We start from the raw sequence: 14,976 nt of genomic DNA, 5'->3' as shown, positions 1-14,976 counted from the left end.
TTTAACTTATTAAAAAATAGAAACCTTAAATTTGGGTATACATTAAATAGAAGCAGTTTTTTGGCAAAACAATATTTTTTATCCCAGGTATTACTTTTTTTAAGTATAAGTCTATATGCTCAAATAGAGGATCGTTCTAGGACGTTAGATAGCATTTATGAGTTAAGAAGATTGTCTAATAATCAAAACATTGATTTTACGACTAGAGTTAAATATGGCCGAAAAGCTCTCGATTTATCTATTGATCTTAATGAAGACTCTACGTATTTAAAAAGTAATAGGAATTTATCCTCAATATACCTTAATAAGGGGATATATGATTCACTTAAACAATTTAATACTCTTAATTTAAGTTTGGCAAAAAAAATAAGGGATACCTTATCTATGGCTTTTGCTAGATATAACCTTGGCTTTTATTATAATGAAAAATTAAAGTATGACAGTGCGTACTATCAGTATAATAAAGCTATTAAACTATTTAGATACTTATCAGATAAAAAAAACGAAGGAGAATTACTATTAAATATAGCTAACATACAGGAGACGAAACGGGATTATGTTGGCAGTGAAAAAAACGCTATTAATGCCATTAAGTTAATAAAAGAATTTCCTAGTAATGATAATAATAATTATACATTATGGGCTTTGCACAATTTAATTGGTATCATTTCTAGCGAGCTTAAATTGTATGAAAAATCAATTGAATATCATAATAAAGCTTTAGGTTATGCACGAAAAATAAACGATAATTATGAAGAAAACTTATATTCAAGAATTAATATAGCGCTGGTTTATAAGTATAAAGGGGATTATAGTACAGCTATTAAAGAATTTAATAAGATACTTAAAGATAGAAGTATAGAAGAAAAAGATCCAAGTTCATACTCTTCAATTTTATCAAGTATCGCGCATTGTAAGTATTTGGATGGAGAAACAAATGATAAGGAAATTGAGTCTTTGTTTCGTAAATCGTTATCTATAAGTGAAGTCAATGAGGATTTAGAAGTTGTCTTGTCTACATGTCAATTTTTTTCTGAATATTACTATGCTAAAAATAAGATGGATTCTGCATTGTATTATGTTAATAAATCTTATACGATTAGTAAACAGTTAAATTCAAATGAGGTTCTACTTGATGCTTTATTATTAAAGTCAAAGATTGAAAAAGGCGATTCCTCAAAGCGATATCTATATGAGCATATTAAATTGAATGATAGTTTAATATTAAAAGAGAGAGCGATTCGTAATAAATTTGCTAGAATAGATTATGAAACAGATATCATTCAAAAAGAAAAAGAACAAATATCCAGACAGAATCTTTGGCTTATCATTATATCTGTTGCTTTATTAATAACATTATTTTTCTTGTATGTTTTAAAAACACAACGCGAAAAAAATAAGGAATTACAATTGGCACAAGAGCGACAACAAGCTAATGAAGAAATTTATAATTTAATGTTATCGCAACAAGATAAGATGGATGAAGCTAGGGCGCTTGAAAAAAAGCGAATATCACAAGAATTACATGATGGTATTTTAGGGCGTCTTTTTGGCGCACGATTAAGCTTAGATAGTTTGAATTTGAGTAAAACTAAGGATGCGGTAATGAATAGAAGTAATTATATTAAAGAGCTTAAGGTTATAGAGCAAGATATACGTAAGGTATCTCATGATCTTAATACCGATTTTATAGCGCACTCAGGCTTTATAGATATTATAAATGCTATGGTAGAAACGCAGGCTTTAGCATATAATTTGAAACACTCTATTACAGCAGATCAAGCTATTAATTGGGATGAGATATCCAATAAAACCAAAATACATTTTTATAGAATAGTTCAAGAATTACTCCAAAATATCTATAAACATGCTAATGCAACAAGAGTTGACATTGCATTTAAGAAAAATAATAATTTAATATCTTTATACGTTAAAGACGACGGCATTGGTTTTGACAAAAATAAGACTAAGAAAGGAATCGGTCTTAAAAATATTAAATCTCGTGTAGCAGAAATAAACGGTTTTTTAAATATAGATACCGTAGAGAATCAAGGAACAACGATAGAGATAATTAGTGCAACCCCTTAAACTAACAACCCTTAAAATGCATCAAAAAAGTATTAGAATATTAATGACGGATGATCACCCTATGATCATCGAAGGTTATCAAAATACACTTTTGGCAACAAAGAAAGAAAATGAAGAACTTATAATAGATATCGCTACTAATTGTGAAGAAGCTATAAAAGCGATAAACAAGTCTATCGCTATAGAACAACCATATGATGTTTTTTTTTTCGATATTAGTATACCGCCCTCAAGCGATAACAAATTTAAATCAGGAATAGATTTAGCAGGATATGTGAGACTTAATCTGCCGTATTCTAAAGTTGTATTACTAACTATGTTTGATGAACCTTATAGAATACATAGTGTTATAAAAAACATAAAACCAGATGGTTTATTAATTAAAAGTGATTTAACAGCAAGTGAGTTGGCAAGTGCTTTTAAAGCCGTTTTGAATAATCCTCCATTTTACAGCGGAACCGTAAATAACGTAATACGAAATATTATATCCAGCGCCATTGAAATTGATGAAGTCAATCATAAAATTTTACACTTGCTATCTAAAGGTGTTAAAACAAAAGATATACGAAACCATATCGATTTATCATTAAGTATGATTGAAAAACGAAAAAAACACTTGAAAGAGCTTTTTGAAATCGATGATGGTAGAGATGATACTTTAATAGATGAAGCAAGATCTAAAGGGTTTATCAATTAATTTTAGTTTTTTAAGCCCTTCAATATATTAAAGTTATTTTTTTGATTTTTTTTTAAGCCTTGCCAAGTAAGTTTATAATTAGAAACTACGGTTTTTACCGTAATATAGTTACGGTAAAAGCCGTAACAGAGAAGAGAAATAAATTATATATTTGAATCATCAACAATCATTAACTCAATTCAGTCCCTCGATAGAATTTAGTTGGTAATAGCACATTTACACTAACCCTATGGTAGTTCTTCCTTAATGAAAACCATAGGGTTTCTTCATTAATAAAAACTGAAGATTATACGCTTGTATTCCCAAAATATTTTAAGAAATAATCCAAAATAGACTGTAGCGATAATAAGCTTTAAAAATGTTCCTGTAATAAAACCAAGAAAGGAACCAAAAGCAGCTTTTAAAGCTTTTCTAGCAGTCGCTTTATTAATAAGCTCTCCTGTTAAGGCTCCTAAAAAGGGGCCTATAATTATACCTCCAGGTATAGGGAATAGTATGCCTATTATTAAGCCTATAGTGGTACCAATCATTCCGAACCTGCTTCCCCCAAATTTTTTCGCTCCTATGGCAGGAATCATATAATCCAGAACAAAAACAATAAGGGCTATAATTAAGGTTATAATTAAAAAGGTCCAATCATTTGGGACAGCTTTCGTGAGGTGTAATAATAAAAGACCAATCCAACTAAGTGGAGGTCCTGGTAATATTGGAAGAATACTTCCTATTAAGCCCACACATATAAAGAAGAAACCTAAAAAGGCTAAAAAAATATCCATAAAAAAGATTTATTATAGGACGAATAAAAAGACATATTGTTACAAATATAACTTTAGTTGAAAAGTGAAGCAATTAACAAAAGTAAAAGAAGACATAATGCATGTATTGTGGCGATTAGAAAAAGCCAATGTAAGGGAAATTATTGAGGAACTTCCAGAACCTAGACTAGCCTATAATACGGTATCTACAATAGTAAGAATGCTAGAAAGTAAAGGATTTGTTGATTACGATAAAAAAAAGGGAAAGGGCATATTTACTTTCCGTTATTAGAGCAACAGGATTATAGTAGCCAATCTATAAACAAGTTAGTAGATAATTATTTTTATGGGGCATTTAAAAATATGGTGTCTTTCTTTATGAAAAAAATGAGATTAATTTAACTGAATTGGAGTCTGTATTGAAGGAAATTAATAAAAAAGAATAACTGTTTTGCCTTCTGTAAAGCACATATATTATGCTTTAGAAATTTTGAATGACTATTTATTTACAATTAAAGTGAATAAGCTTAAAAAACATAACAATAAGAATGGGTAATGAGTTTAAGGTGTTGTAAGTCAGGTTCTAAATGTTGTAAAAAAGCTATTTTTGAAATGAGATGGCGATAAATAGGGGTGAAAATTGAATAAAAAATTGTACTTTTCAATTTCAGTTAGAATTATGAGAAAAGTACTTCTTTTATTTATAGGGTTACATTTATTATCATGCAACTGTTTTAATGCAAAAAAAGTTGCTTCAGAAGACATTCTTAATGAGGAACTAAAAACCTTCAATTGGAAAGAAGTAGATGCTTACCCTGTGTTTTCAACTTGTGACTCTTCTTTAACAAAATTAGGTAGAAAGCAATGTTTTGAGAACACTTTATCTGCTATTATTACAACCCATTTAGAAACTGAAACTCTAGTGGTGTCTCAAGATATCAATGATACGATTGTATTGATATTTCAAATTTCAAAAAAGGGAGAACTGTTTTTGAAAGATATGAAAATGGATTCCATTATTAAATTAGAAATCCCAGAACTAGAGCCTTTGCTAAAAAGGAGTTTAGATTCCCTGCCTCAAATATTTCCTGCATTAAAAAGAGACCAGCCTGTAAATACGGAGTTTAAGCTACCCGTTATTATAGAGAATTAATGAGGTGACAAATGCTAAAACTTAGTACGAAGGGGTGTCATATTGTTACAATTTTAGTTTAATCTTTTTTTTTTTTTTTTAAACTAAAAACGCAGTGGGACACATTCATTTTTTATTTTTTCAATAGGGTCAAGAAAGCTAAATCTTTCCGACAAATGGTTTAATAAACCCCTAATAAAAAAATAAATGATGAAAAAAAACAGACATAAAGCTTTTACCTTATCCTTACTTCTTGGATTAATTGGCATAACGGGTTATGGTCAAAATCAGAGAGGTGATTCACAGGAATCCAATAATAAAAATGGGCAACCGCACTTAATTACATTTCAAGAGGCGTCATCTTATAAGTTACAAGACGCAAATTCTATTTTAAAAAATCAGTTAAAAACAACTAAAGATGATGAGTATTTTGAGTTTAAATCTGAAAGTGATAAGCTTGGGTTTACACATAAAAAATACCAGCAACAATACAAGGGTGTTAATGTAGAGTTTGGAGTTTACACATTGCATGCCAAAAAAGGAACCGTTCAATCAATGAGTGGTGAATTTTACAAAATAAAGGGTTTAAGTACAACACCAACCATAAGTAAAGCACAGGGGTTGTCTAGAGCCATTAATTATATAGGAGCAGATACCTATTTATGGGAAAATCCAATAATGGCTGAACAGTTAGGTTACACAAAACCTGAAGGAGAATTGGTTATTTTGCCGTATTATGAAGGAGAAACAAGGGTATTTAATCTTGCTTATAAGTACGATATCTATGCTATCTCTCCAATAAGTAGAGGTGAGTTGTATATCGATGCACATACAGGCGCTTTGCTGTTTAATAATAATATAATAAAGCACCTTGGAAAACACTCAAATTCTTCAAAGAAGCTAAAAACTCTTGAAACATACTGTGATAATGGTAAGGCTTCTCCTATAGATGCTAACTTAATAGCTAATGCAGCTACGCGTTATAGTGGCAATAGAACCATTACTACAAGAATGTTGAACAGTGATTATGTTTTAAGAAATAACACTCTAGGAGGCGGTATAAATACCTATAATAGTGGAGGGCAAAATAGTTATCCGCAAACTGATTTTACAGATGCTGATAATAATTGGACTGCTGAAGAGTTTCATAATTCAAATAAGGATGATGCAGCATTGGATGCGCATTGGGGAGCAGAAAAAACATATGAATATTGGTTAAATGTTCATAGTAGAGATAGTTATGATAATTTAGGAGCTCCAATAAATAGTTATGTGCATTATGATGACGAACCTGGGGGACTAGGTTTCGATAATGCTTTTTGGAATGGTTCTGTTATGACTTATGGAGACGGTTCTTGGGTAGAAGGTCAAGAAGGCGGTCAATTTGATGCTTATACCTCTATAGATGTCGTTGGGCATGAAATTGGTCACGCAATAACACGAAGTACAGCAGATTTAGTTTATGCAAGAGAATCGGGAGCTTTAAATGAAGGGTTTTCAGATATTTGGGGCGCTTCAGTTTTACATTATGCTAAAGGAAATGGTAGCGATTTAGCACCAGATGAGAGTATATGGTTAATTGGAGGAGAGATAGAAAGAAGACCTGGTAGAGTTTCATCTCGTTCTATGAGTAATCCAAAAGAAGTAAATAACCCAGACACTTATAGAGGTGTAAATTGGACGCCAGCTACTCTAGTTGAAGGCTGTGTTTTTCCAATAGGAAGTGGGCGTCCAGGGGATAATGATCAATGTGGTGTACATAACAATTCAAGTATACTAAATCATTGGTTTTATCTTGTTACTGTTGGTAGTGCAGGGACAGATGAAATTAATGACAACGGAGACCTGTTTAATGTTTCTGGAATTGGAATGACAAAAGCAGCAGCATTAGCATACAGAACATTGAATATGTATTTAACTCCAAACTCTGGATATGCAATGGCTAGAACGGCAACGATTCAAGCAACAGCAGATCTCTTTGGAGCTGAAGGGACTGAGGTTATTGCTGTAACAAATGCTTGGTATGCAGTTGGTGTTGGAGAAGCTTATTGTGGGCTAGGTGCACCGTCTAATTTGGTTTCTTCAGAAATTCAAGATAATTCAATTACATTAGAGTGGAATGCGGTTCCAGGAGCAGCGTCATATGCTATAAAAATAGGAGATAATGATGTTATTTATACAACGGAAACAAGCTATGTTGAAGGCGGATTAGTATCAGGAACAACTTATGTTTGTAATGTAGAGGCTCGGTGTCCTAATGATGGCCTAGGGACTACTTCGACTATAGAAGTAACTACCACTGGGGAGCAACCAATGCAATATTGTAGTTCTAATGGGCTATGGAGAGATTTAATGCATATTAGTCGTGTGCAAATAAATACAATAGATAACACTTCGTTAGATGGCACTGAATTATCAGAGATACCAGGTTATTCCGATTTTACCTCCATATCTACTGACTTAGCTAGAGAAACTTATGTTACGATTGCTATAACCCCAACAATCCGATCAGGAGTTGCTATTAGCACATCATATGCTGTATGGATCGATTATAATAATGATTATGACTTTACAGATCCAGGGGAACAAGTATTAGCGCAAGAGGCTGTTGCTTTAGATGCGATTGGAGGAATCTTTATGGTTCCTACTAATGCTGTTATAGGGGAGACTAGAATGCGTGTCTCAATGAATTTAATAGGGATTCCAGAGTCTTGTGAACATTTTTTTGTGGGAGAAGTTGAAGATTATACTGTTAATATTGGCAATGTGTTACCTGCATGTGCCTTGGAAGCACCATCTAATTTTGTTTCTTCAGAAATACAAGAGAGTTCAATTGGATTAAGTTGGGACCCTGTACCAGGAGCACTATCCTATATTGTAAGAATAGGTGATAATGAGGTGATTAATACTACCGAAACAATGCATATTGCAACAGGTTTAGAATCGGAGACAACATATTTATGTACTGTAGAAGCATTATGTCCTAATTTAAGCCTAAGCTTTAATAGTTCTAATCTAAATGTAACAACCATACCTAGAACGACTTATTGTGATTCTGAACGAATTGAAACCTTTCAAGAATACATTGGTCGTGTACAATTAAATACTATAGATAACACTTCAGATACAGGGCCAGAGAATAGTCCAGGCTATTCTGATTTTACTTCTATATCTACAGATTTAAATATAGGAGATACAACTACGATTACTATAACACCAGTTTGGCCATTTGGACCACTTGAAGAAAGTTATGCGGTATGGATCGATTATAATAATGATTATGATTTTACAGACCCAGGGGAACAAGTACTCTTGGTGAGTGATTCTGATATGAGTTCTGTAAGTGGAACTTTTACAATTCCTGATAATGCTGTTATTGGGGAGACTAGGATGCGTGTAAGCTTGATTAATTTTGATGACTCTCTGCCTTGTGGAGTATATGGTTTTGGAGAAGTTGAAGATTATACTGTAAATATTTTAGAGTCTAGTTTAACAGTAGCAACACATACTCTGGAAAATGATGAATCGACAGAACTTCGTATTTATCCAAATCCAGTACAAGGGAATGTAATATATGTAAAGTCAGACAGTAATTTGGATTACACGATTCTAAACATGCTAGGGCAAGAAATAAGAAGAGGAGCATCTTCAACAAGCGAGATAGATGTTAGTAAGCTTGAATCTGGAATGTATATGATTCAATTCAAAACGAATCATAAGGATATTATAAAGAAATTTATTAAACAATAATGATTCGTTTAAATGTTGTGAAAATCCCGATATGTAGCTATCGGGATTTTTTTGTGTTAGAAGTTTTAACGGACAATTATATTTTTAAGTTTCTTCGAGAGTCTATAATATGAATTTGTATCCAAGTGCAAAATCCACAGGGAAATGGCCTTGGTTGTCTACAAAAATACCAAACAAAGAATCGTATAAAAATGTGAGGTAGCCCTTGTTACCTAGTTTAATGTCAGCCCCAATACCAAAAGCAAATGGTGCATCGAAACTTGTTCCTGTTTTAGTTTCGGTAATTGTATCTGAACTTGGAAGGCTATAAGTTATGGTTGTTTTACTAGACGTAAAAGTTACAAATTTTGTTTGTGCGTAAATGTGAAATATAGAGGTGTTTATAAATCTAAAACGATAGCCTAGGGCTAATTGTGTGGCTTCGTATTCAAAAGCATCTTTGTCTGTGGAATGTCTAATATTTAAAAAACCAGCCTGTTTAGCGTTTGCTTTATCTGAAATAACTTCTAGCTCAGCACCAAAAGAAAATGTGTTTTCATTATTAGGATTGTCTACAAAAGGACTATTGGTTAGCCCACCAAAAGCACCTAAGCGTAATTTTAATTTAGACCTGGTATCTTTATAAGTGTAGTTGGTATCTTTTGAAGCATTGTAGGCGTTAAGGAATAACTTTAAACTGTAGGTTGTTAACTTTACATTGGAAGTCTCTAGCTGTGTTAAATCCGTTAATACTTTTTTGTATTCCTCTTGGTATTTGTTATTGCTGTCTTTTGTGTTTTTTAACTCTATAATATTGCCATTAGTGTTTCTAATAAAATAACGGTATTGGTTATTAAAGGTGTTCCATAATAAATCTAGAGAGCCATCGACTTCTGTTTTTAATTCTAATGTTTCTTGGTTAACAGTGTAGGTTTCTTGTGAGAAGGAAATATTACTAAAAGCGATAAGACTTAGTAAAGCGATTATTTGTTTCATTGGGATTTGGGATTTACTGTAAAAGTAGATATTTTAAGTGAATTAATGTATTTTGGTAAAAAAGGATGTTTTAATAAATAAAGCGATGCTTAAATGTTTGTTATCGTAGTTTTAGGAGTGTAATATGTTTTATTTTTTAAAGCGTCTTCCTTTCCATGTATAAGTGGAAAATAGTGAAATAAAGGCAATGTAAACACTAAAAAAAGGATAAGCCAAACTAGAGAATAAAAAAGAGGACAAGTATTTTTCTTGTTCTAAAAAACGACTCGTTTTAAAGAGTAGTAAAAAATCAATACCGGACTTAATAAAAAAAATGTAAAGTAATTGGTTGAGCTTAAAGCCTCCTATTATAGTGTAAATTAAAGCGAAAATTAATACAATATTCATTAACAAAACGATTAAACCGGTTAGTTTTCCAAAGGTAGAATTATAACGGGAGGTTTTTGCTGCCCAGCGTTTGCGTTGTGATACCAACCCTTTCCAATCTGCTTGAGGTTTCGTTTTTACTAAGGCGTGTTTAGATTTTAGGTACCCAATAGCACCTTCGTTTAATTTAAGTGCTTTTTCTAATAAAAAAATATCATCGCCACTTGCAATATCTGTATTGCCTTCAAAACCGTTTACAGAATTGAAGAAGGCTTTTTCGTAAGCTAAATTAGCACCATTACATAGAAAAGGGCTCTTAATGCCTACGGCTCCTATAGTCGCTCCTATTAGGCTTTGAAAGTCGAGTAGTTGAAAACGCTTAAAAAAAGAATTTATCTTATGGTAAGTTACTGGTGCAATAATAAATTTTGATTTTTTGTTTTGTATAAAGGCATCAAAAGCATCGAGCCAATATTTAGGAACAGTACAATCGGCATCTGTAGTTACAATCCAAGCGTGTTTGGCACTATGTATAGCAGAGGTAATGGCGTCTTTTTTTGGAGCGTTAGTTGTTCTTTGATTTTTTATAATAGTGATTTGAAAATCAGGATGATATTTAGAGAAACTAGCGATGAGCTTAGAAGAATTATCGCTAGAATTATCATCAACACATAGCACTTCAAACAAGTGCTTAGGATAGTTCAACTGTTTCAGAGAATCTAATAATTCTGGTAAGTTGTTAATTTCATCTCTAAAGGGAATAATAACAGAGAATGTTGTTTGAGGTTTTAAATCTTCAAAAATAAAGCCTTTTACTTTGTCAAAACCATAGGTAAACCCAGCTATTAAAAGGAGGTAAATTATAGTCGTAATTATAAAAAATAAGCTCATAAAGCAGTTTGATTTTGAGGGAGGTTAAAATTAAGCACATAAAAGCTACCCAAAAGACTAGGCAAAACAAAATTAAGTACCCACATTAACGTAACAGTACATAGAACCGTAAATTCATTAATACCAACTATAGAAAATAAATAAACAGCAATGCTACCTTTAATAATAATATCTAAAAAGGTTACAGACGGAATTATGGATGCTAATAAATACATAGAAGTTATAACAGTCATCGTCTCTAAATACGACAGTTTAACGCCAAAGAGATGTAAAATAAAATAAAATTGAAATGAGAAAATACCATACCTAATAAAAGAGAATAGGGTGCCTAATATTTTGATATGTAAAGGGAGTTTAAAAATAAAGTTTTTAATTTTCCATATGAAGTTTCCTTTTGTTTTGTGTCTGTTATACCAAAACGCAAAACATATAAAACAAACTATAAAAACAAATACAATTATGGTTTTTATTAATTCACTATAATTAATGGCAATACTGTAGTGGCTAATAAAAAAAACAAAACCGAGAATGCCTAAAATAATTGTGATACTCATTTGCATTATATTGCCAATTAAGTTTAATAATAAAACGCGCTTCCTATAGCTTTTTGAAAAATAAATACTCTTTGCGCCGTACTCTCCAATTCTATTGGGCGTAAATAGTGAAGCTGTAAAAGCGCCTAAACTTTGCTCGGAAGCATCAAGAAACGTTATTTTTTTAATAGAAGAAACCAATGTCTTCCATTTTAAGATTTCGAAAAACCAATTAAGAGTCGTTAGAAAAAGGAGTGATAGAATGTTTTTTATGGAAAAAAGAGCGTTATCAATTAAAAACTGATAAAAAACATTAAAATTTAAAGTGCTATTGTTTGCAAGTTTATGGTATATAAAATAAAAAGCACTAACAACAATACTCAATTTAAGGAGTATAAAAAAGAATTGTTTAGTTTTGTACGGTAAGCTGTTATTCATAAACGATTAACTCAATTTTGCATCTATTGAGTTAGAAGTTGATTCTAATTTGCAAATTAAACGAAATATATTATAATGAAGCCCTTAAATAAATACCATTGTTTGTTTATATTACTATTAATTAGCATTACTAATGCCTTTTCTCAAGCCGAAATGGAAAAATGGAAGGCGCTTATAGCATTTGGATTGAATAGCCCTTCTCAAAATGGATTAGTAACGCCTTTTGAATCTAAAGGGGTGAATTTTCCAACAATAAATCTAGGTGTACAGCACATGTTCAAACCACAAATGGGAGCTAAATTAGATTATGGTTTTAATCGATTTTCTAATGCAAGTAATACTACAGAATTTAAAGTGAACTATACGCGTTTAAACGCGCAGTTTGTATACGATGCGACTATGGACTTTGCGGCTTTACCGATAGGAATGGGGCTTGTAGGGCATGTTGGGCCAGGGGTTTCTATAATAAAGCCTTTGGATACTTATAAGGAGAATAAAACAACGTATTTAAATGCTATGGGAGGCGTAGAATTGCATTATAGAATTGGACAAACAATTTCGGTATTTACAGATGTGTCTTATATTTATGGCTTCGCAAGTGCATTCGACCCGTTGTCTGAAGGATTTGGTTCTTTTAATGGAAATATGTTAACCGTAACCTTTGGAGTGTCATTTTCACTTAGCGGTTGTGCCTATTGTAATTAATGATATGATAGACGAAAAAATAATATTAGGGATAGATCCAGGAACAACCATTATGGGGTTCGGACTTATAAAAGTGGTTAATAAAAAAATGCAATTTCTTCAACTTAACGAGTTGGATTTAAAAAAATATGATGACCATTACCTAAAACTGAAATTAATATTTGAGCGTACTATAGAGTTGATAGACACGCACCATCCTGATGAGATCGCAATCGAGGCTCCTTTTTTTGGAAAAAATGTACAAAGTATGTTAAAACTTGGTAGGGCACAAGGTGTTGCTATGGCTGCAGGTTTGTCTCGAGAAGTTCCTATTACCGAATATGCGCCTAAAAAAATAAAGATGGCCATTACAGGGAATGGTAATGCAAGTAAAGAACAAGTCGCTAAAATGTTACAAAGTATGTTAGGTCTAAAGACTTTGCCTAAAAATTTGGATTCTATGGATGGTTTGGGAGCAGCTGTTTGTCATTTTTATAATCAAGGGCGGGTTGAGATTGGAAAGAGCTATTCTGGTTGGAGTGCCTTTGTAAAGCAAAATGAAAAAAGAATAAAAAAATAATCTTTAGATGTGACTTCCCTTTAAAGTTATAAGCCTTTTTAAGAAGTATCAAACGTTAATATAAAAATTGAAATTATCGCAGGAATATACATCCATATACCATTTTGTAAGCAAGCATGTCATTACTGTGACTTTCATTTTTCAACATCATTAAAAAAGAAAAGTGAACTTGTTAACGCTTTGGTTAGAGAGCTGGAGTTACGTAAAGAGGAGTTTAAAAATACAACAGTAGAAACTATCTACTTTGGAGGAGGCACCCCTTCTTTATTGTCTATAGATGAACTCCAGTTACTCATAAACACTGTTTATTGTAATTATAAGGTTTCAGAAAACCCAGAAATTACATTAGAAGCAAATCCAGATGACTTAATCAGTATTTCATTGGCTTCAAAAGCATTAGATCACATTTTTGAACGCTATCTATCTATCGGAATAAACCGGTTAAGTATTGGTGTGCAGTCTTTTTTTGAAGACGATTTAAAATTAATGAATCGTGCACATAATGCTTCCGAAGCAAAACAATGCTTAGAAGTTGCAAGGCGCTATTTTGATAATATATCCTTAGACCTTATTTATGGTATTCCTGGCTCTACTAATACACAGTGGAAAGAAAATATAGAAACAGCATTGTCTTTTGGTGTTAATCACATATCAAGTTACGCTTTAACTGTAGAGCCTAAAACAGCATTGGCTACATTTATTAAAAAAGGAGTCGTTAAAAATGTTGATGATGCCTTAGCAGCGCAACAGTTTCATCTTTTAATAGAGACTTTAGAAGCGTCTAATTTTATACATTATGAACTGTCGAACTTTGGTAAATTAGGTTATTTTAGCAGGAATAATTCAGCCTATTGGCAAGGTAAGGTCTATTTAGGGATTGGTCCTTCTGCACATTCTTTTAATGGGGAGCAACGCAGTTGGAATGTCCGTAATAATTCAAAGTATATTAAGGCTATAGAGAATAAAGTTCTTCCTATGGAAATCGAAACCCTAAGTCTAAACGATCGATACAATGAGTATGTAATGACTGGTTTACGAACTGTTTGGGGTGTTTCATTAAAAAAAATTAAGCATGATTTTGGAAACGAGTATGAAGCGTATCTTTTAAAGATGTCTCAAAAGCATATAACAGAAGATTTGTTGTATATTGAAGATGAAAAGCTATTAGTTACTAAAAAAGGGAAGTTTTTGAGTGATGGCATTGCATCAGATTTATTTAAAATTGAGAACCATTGAATACAGTAATAACAGTACAAGATAAAACTTATACTATAGATTTATTAAAGCCATTAGATATATCTATAACATTGAAAGCAGCTAACGATAATGCAAATGCATGGTATGTAGACGCGCCAAGTATTAGTCCTGTAATTGTTGGAGATTGGGTGGCAAGTGTAAATGAAGGAGCGTCGGTTAATTTTAACAATATAGCGTTCAATCCACACGCACACGGAACGCATACAGAATGTGTTGGACACATAACAAAGAAGTTTTATAGCGTTAATAAATGTTTAAAGCAATTTATGTTTCTTGCAGAAGTGATAACAGTTGCGCCAGAAGCAATGGATGGAGATTATGTGATTTCTAAAGAGCAACTTCAATATTTAATTAAAAATGAGAATGTAGAGGCATTGGTTATTAGGACAATGCCTAATACAAAAGAAAAGAAATCACGTCAATATTCCAATACAAATTGGCCTTATTTAACAGAAGCTGCAGCAACTTATATTAGAGAGATTGGAATTAAGCATTTACTTATAGATTTGCCAAGTGTAGATAAAGAAAAAGACGATGGTAAATTACTTGCACATAAAGCATTCTGGGATGTACAAGGAAGTATAAGAGTTAACGCCACCATCACAGAGTTTATATATGTCTCCAATAAAATTAAGGATGGACTTTATATTCTAAACCTTCAAATAGCATCTTTTGCTAATGATGCAACGCCTAGTAAACCTGTGCTGTATAAAGTTGAGTAAAAGTAGTGTGTTTAATATTCTATTTTAGCTTTTAAGCGAAGCATATCTATTATCTTAAAAATAGTTTTTTAATTGATAGTCAGTGTCTTGTGTTTTTTAATATTAGCC

At 32.1% G+C, this 14,976-nt stretch carries 12 protein-coding genes and 1 pseudogene; 9 read left to right on the top strand and 4 right to left on the bottom strand.

The annotated features are described in order from the left end of the window. Positions 1-60 precede the first annotated feature (60 nt). On the top strand, positions 61-2,088 hold the full coding sequence (locus AC2D8I_RS12040; RefSeq protein WP_484706265.1) for a tetratricopeptide repeat-containing sensor histidine kinase: 2,028 nt from the start codon (positions 61-63) through the stop codon (positions 2,086-2,088). Positions 2,089-2,104: 16 nt separating this feature from the next. Beyond that, on the top strand, positions 2,105-2,785 hold the full coding sequence (locus tag AC2D8I_RS12035; protein ID WP_484706264.1) for a response regulator: 681 nt from the start codon (positions 2,105-2,107) through the stop codon (positions 2,783-2,785). A gap of 269 nt (positions 2,786-3,054) precedes the next feature. On the opposite strand, the gene AC2D8I_RS12030 is transcribed toward AC2D8I_RS12035, so the two are convergent. Then, positions 3,055-3,561, bottom strand: a complete 507-nt coding sequence (locus AC2D8I_RS12030; protein WP_484706263.1) for a DUF456 domain-containing protein — start codon at positions 3,559-3,561, stop codon at positions 3,055-3,057. 64 nt (positions 3,562-3,625) lie between these two features. On the opposite strand from AC2D8I_RS12030, the pseudogene AC2D8I_RS12025 reads away from it, so the two are divergent. The 3 genes and pseudogenes from AC2D8I_RS12025 (at position 3,626) to AC2D8I_RS12015 (ending at position 8,422) form a co-directional block, all read left to right on the top strand. After that, positions 3,626-3,986 (top strand): annotated as a pseudogene (locus tag AC2D8I_RS12025) (BlaI/MecI/CopY family transcriptional regulator). A 233-nt stretch (positions 3,987-4,219) separates the two neighbouring features. Beyond that, positions 4,220-4,693, top strand: coding sequence for a hypothetical protein (locus AC2D8I_RS12020; protein WP_484706262.1), 474 nt, complete (start codon positions 4,220-4,222; stop codon positions 4,691-4,693). A 186-nt stretch (positions 4,694-4,879) separates the two neighbouring features. Beyond that, the gene (locus AC2D8I_RS12015) at positions 4,880-8,422 is read left to right on the top strand and encodes a M4 family metallopeptidase (protein WP_484706261.1); all 3,543 of its coding nucleotides are present in this window, start codon (positions 4,880-4,882) and stop codon (positions 8,420-8,422) included. Between the two features lie 102 nt (positions 8,423-8,524). Here AC2D8I_RS12015 and AC2D8I_RS12010 read toward each other — a convergent pair whose 3' ends face one another. The 3 genes from AC2D8I_RS12010 to AC2D8I_RS12000 all read right to left on the bottom strand — a co-directional run bounded on the left by AC2D8I_RS12010 (position 8,525) and on the right by AC2D8I_RS12000 (position 11,625). Beyond that, positions 8,525-9,397, bottom strand: a complete 873-nt coding sequence (locus AC2D8I_RS12010; protein ID WP_484706260.1) for a hypothetical protein — start codon at positions 9,395-9,397, stop codon at positions 8,525-8,527. A gap of 129 nt (positions 9,398-9,526) precedes the next feature. Further along, positions 9,527-10,654: a glycosyltransferase family 2 protein gene (locus AC2D8I_RS12005; protein ID WP_484706259.1), complete on the bottom strand. Its 1,128-nt coding sequence runs from the start codon at positions 10,652-10,654 to the stop codon at positions 9,527-9,529. Beyond that, positions 10,651-11,625 (bottom strand): hypothetical protein, encoded by a 975-nt coding sequence (locus AC2D8I_RS12000; RefSeq protein WP_484706258.1) that lies wholly within the window; start codon positions 11,623-11,625, stop codon positions 10,651-10,653. The genes AC2D8I_RS12005 and AC2D8I_RS12000 overlap by 4 nt, the downstream gene beginning before the upstream one ends. Positions 11,626-11,700: 75 nt before the next feature. On the opposite strand from AC2D8I_RS12000, the gene AC2D8I_RS11995 reads away from it, so the two are divergent. The 4 genes from AC2D8I_RS11995 (at position 11,701) to AC2D8I_RS11980 (ending at position 14,868) form a co-directional block, all read left to right on the top strand. Further along, positions 11,701-12,330 carry a cell envelope biogenesis protein OmpA gene (locus AC2D8I_RS11995; RefSeq protein WP_484706257.1) on the top strand — a complete coding sequence of 210 codons (630 nt, stop codon included), beginning with the start codon at positions 11,701-11,703 and terminating at the stop codon, positions 12,328-12,330. A 4-nt stretch (positions 12,331-12,334) separates the two neighbouring features. After that, positions 12,335-12,889 (top strand): crossover junction endodeoxyribonuclease RuvC, encoded by a 555-nt coding sequence (gene ruvC, locus AC2D8I_RS11990; protein WP_484706256.1) that lies wholly within the window; start codon positions 12,335-12,337, stop codon positions 12,887-12,889. A 75-nt stretch (positions 12,890-12,964) separates the two neighbouring features. Continuing rightward, complete coding sequence (gene hemW, locus AC2D8I_RS11985; protein ID WP_484706311.1) at positions 12,965-14,125, top strand: radical SAM family heme chaperone HemW; 1,161 nt, start codon at positions 12,965-12,967, stop codon at positions 14,123-14,125. Beyond that, positions 14,122-14,868, top strand: coding sequence for a cyclase family protein (locus AC2D8I_RS11980; protein ID WP_484706255.1), 747 nt, complete (start codon positions 14,122-14,124; stop codon positions 14,866-14,868). The genes hemW and AC2D8I_RS11980 overlap by 4 nt, the downstream gene beginning before the upstream one ends. The last annotated feature ends 108 nt before the right edge of the window (positions 14,869-14,976 follow it).

It is taken from the genome of Lacinutrix sp. YIN62, from assembly GCF_057219185.1.
The sequence above is the reverse complement of the archived record's forward strand: the minus strand, read 5'-3'. Positions and strand labels throughout refer to the sequence as shown.

What these genes read in the sequence shown, in the direction of transcription:
- AC2D8I_RS12035 (WP_484706264.1), top strand. Translation starts at nt 2,105, where the DNA reads ATGCATCAAAAAAGTATTAGAATATTAATGACGGATGATCACCCTATG.
- AC2D8I_RS12030 (WP_484706263.1), bottom strand. Translation starts at nt 3,561, where the DNA reads ATGGATATTTTTTTAGCCTTTTTAGGTTTCTTCTTTATATGTGTGGGC.
- AC2D8I_RS12020 (WP_484706262.1), top strand. Translation starts at nt 4,220, where the DNA reads ATGAGAAAAGTACTTCTTTTATTTATAGGGTTACATTTATTATCATGC.
- AC2D8I_RS12015 (WP_484706261.1), top strand. Translation starts at nt 4,880, where the DNA reads ATGATGAAAAAAAACAGACATAAAGCTTTTACCTTATCCTTACTTCTT.
- AC2D8I_RS12010 (WP_484706260.1), bottom strand. Translation starts at nt 9,397, where the DNA reads ATGAAACAAATAATCGCTTTACTAAGTCTTATCGCTTTTAGTAATATT.
- AC2D8I_RS12005 (WP_484706259.1), bottom strand. Translation starts at nt 10,654, where the DNA reads ATGAGCTTATTTTTTATAATTACGACTATAATTTACCTCCTTTTAATA.
- AC2D8I_RS12000 (WP_484706258.1), bottom strand. Translation starts at nt 11,625, where the DNA reads ATGAATAACAGCTTACCGTACAAAACTAAACAATTCTTTTTTATACTC.
- AC2D8I_RS11995 (WP_484706257.1), top strand. Translation starts at nt 11,701, where the DNA reads ATGAAGCCCTTAAATAAATACCATTGTTTGTTTATATTACTATTAATT.
- ruvC (WP_484706256.1), top strand. Translation starts at nt 12,335, where the DNA reads ATGATAGACGAAAAAATAATATTAGGGATAGATCCAGGAACAACCATT.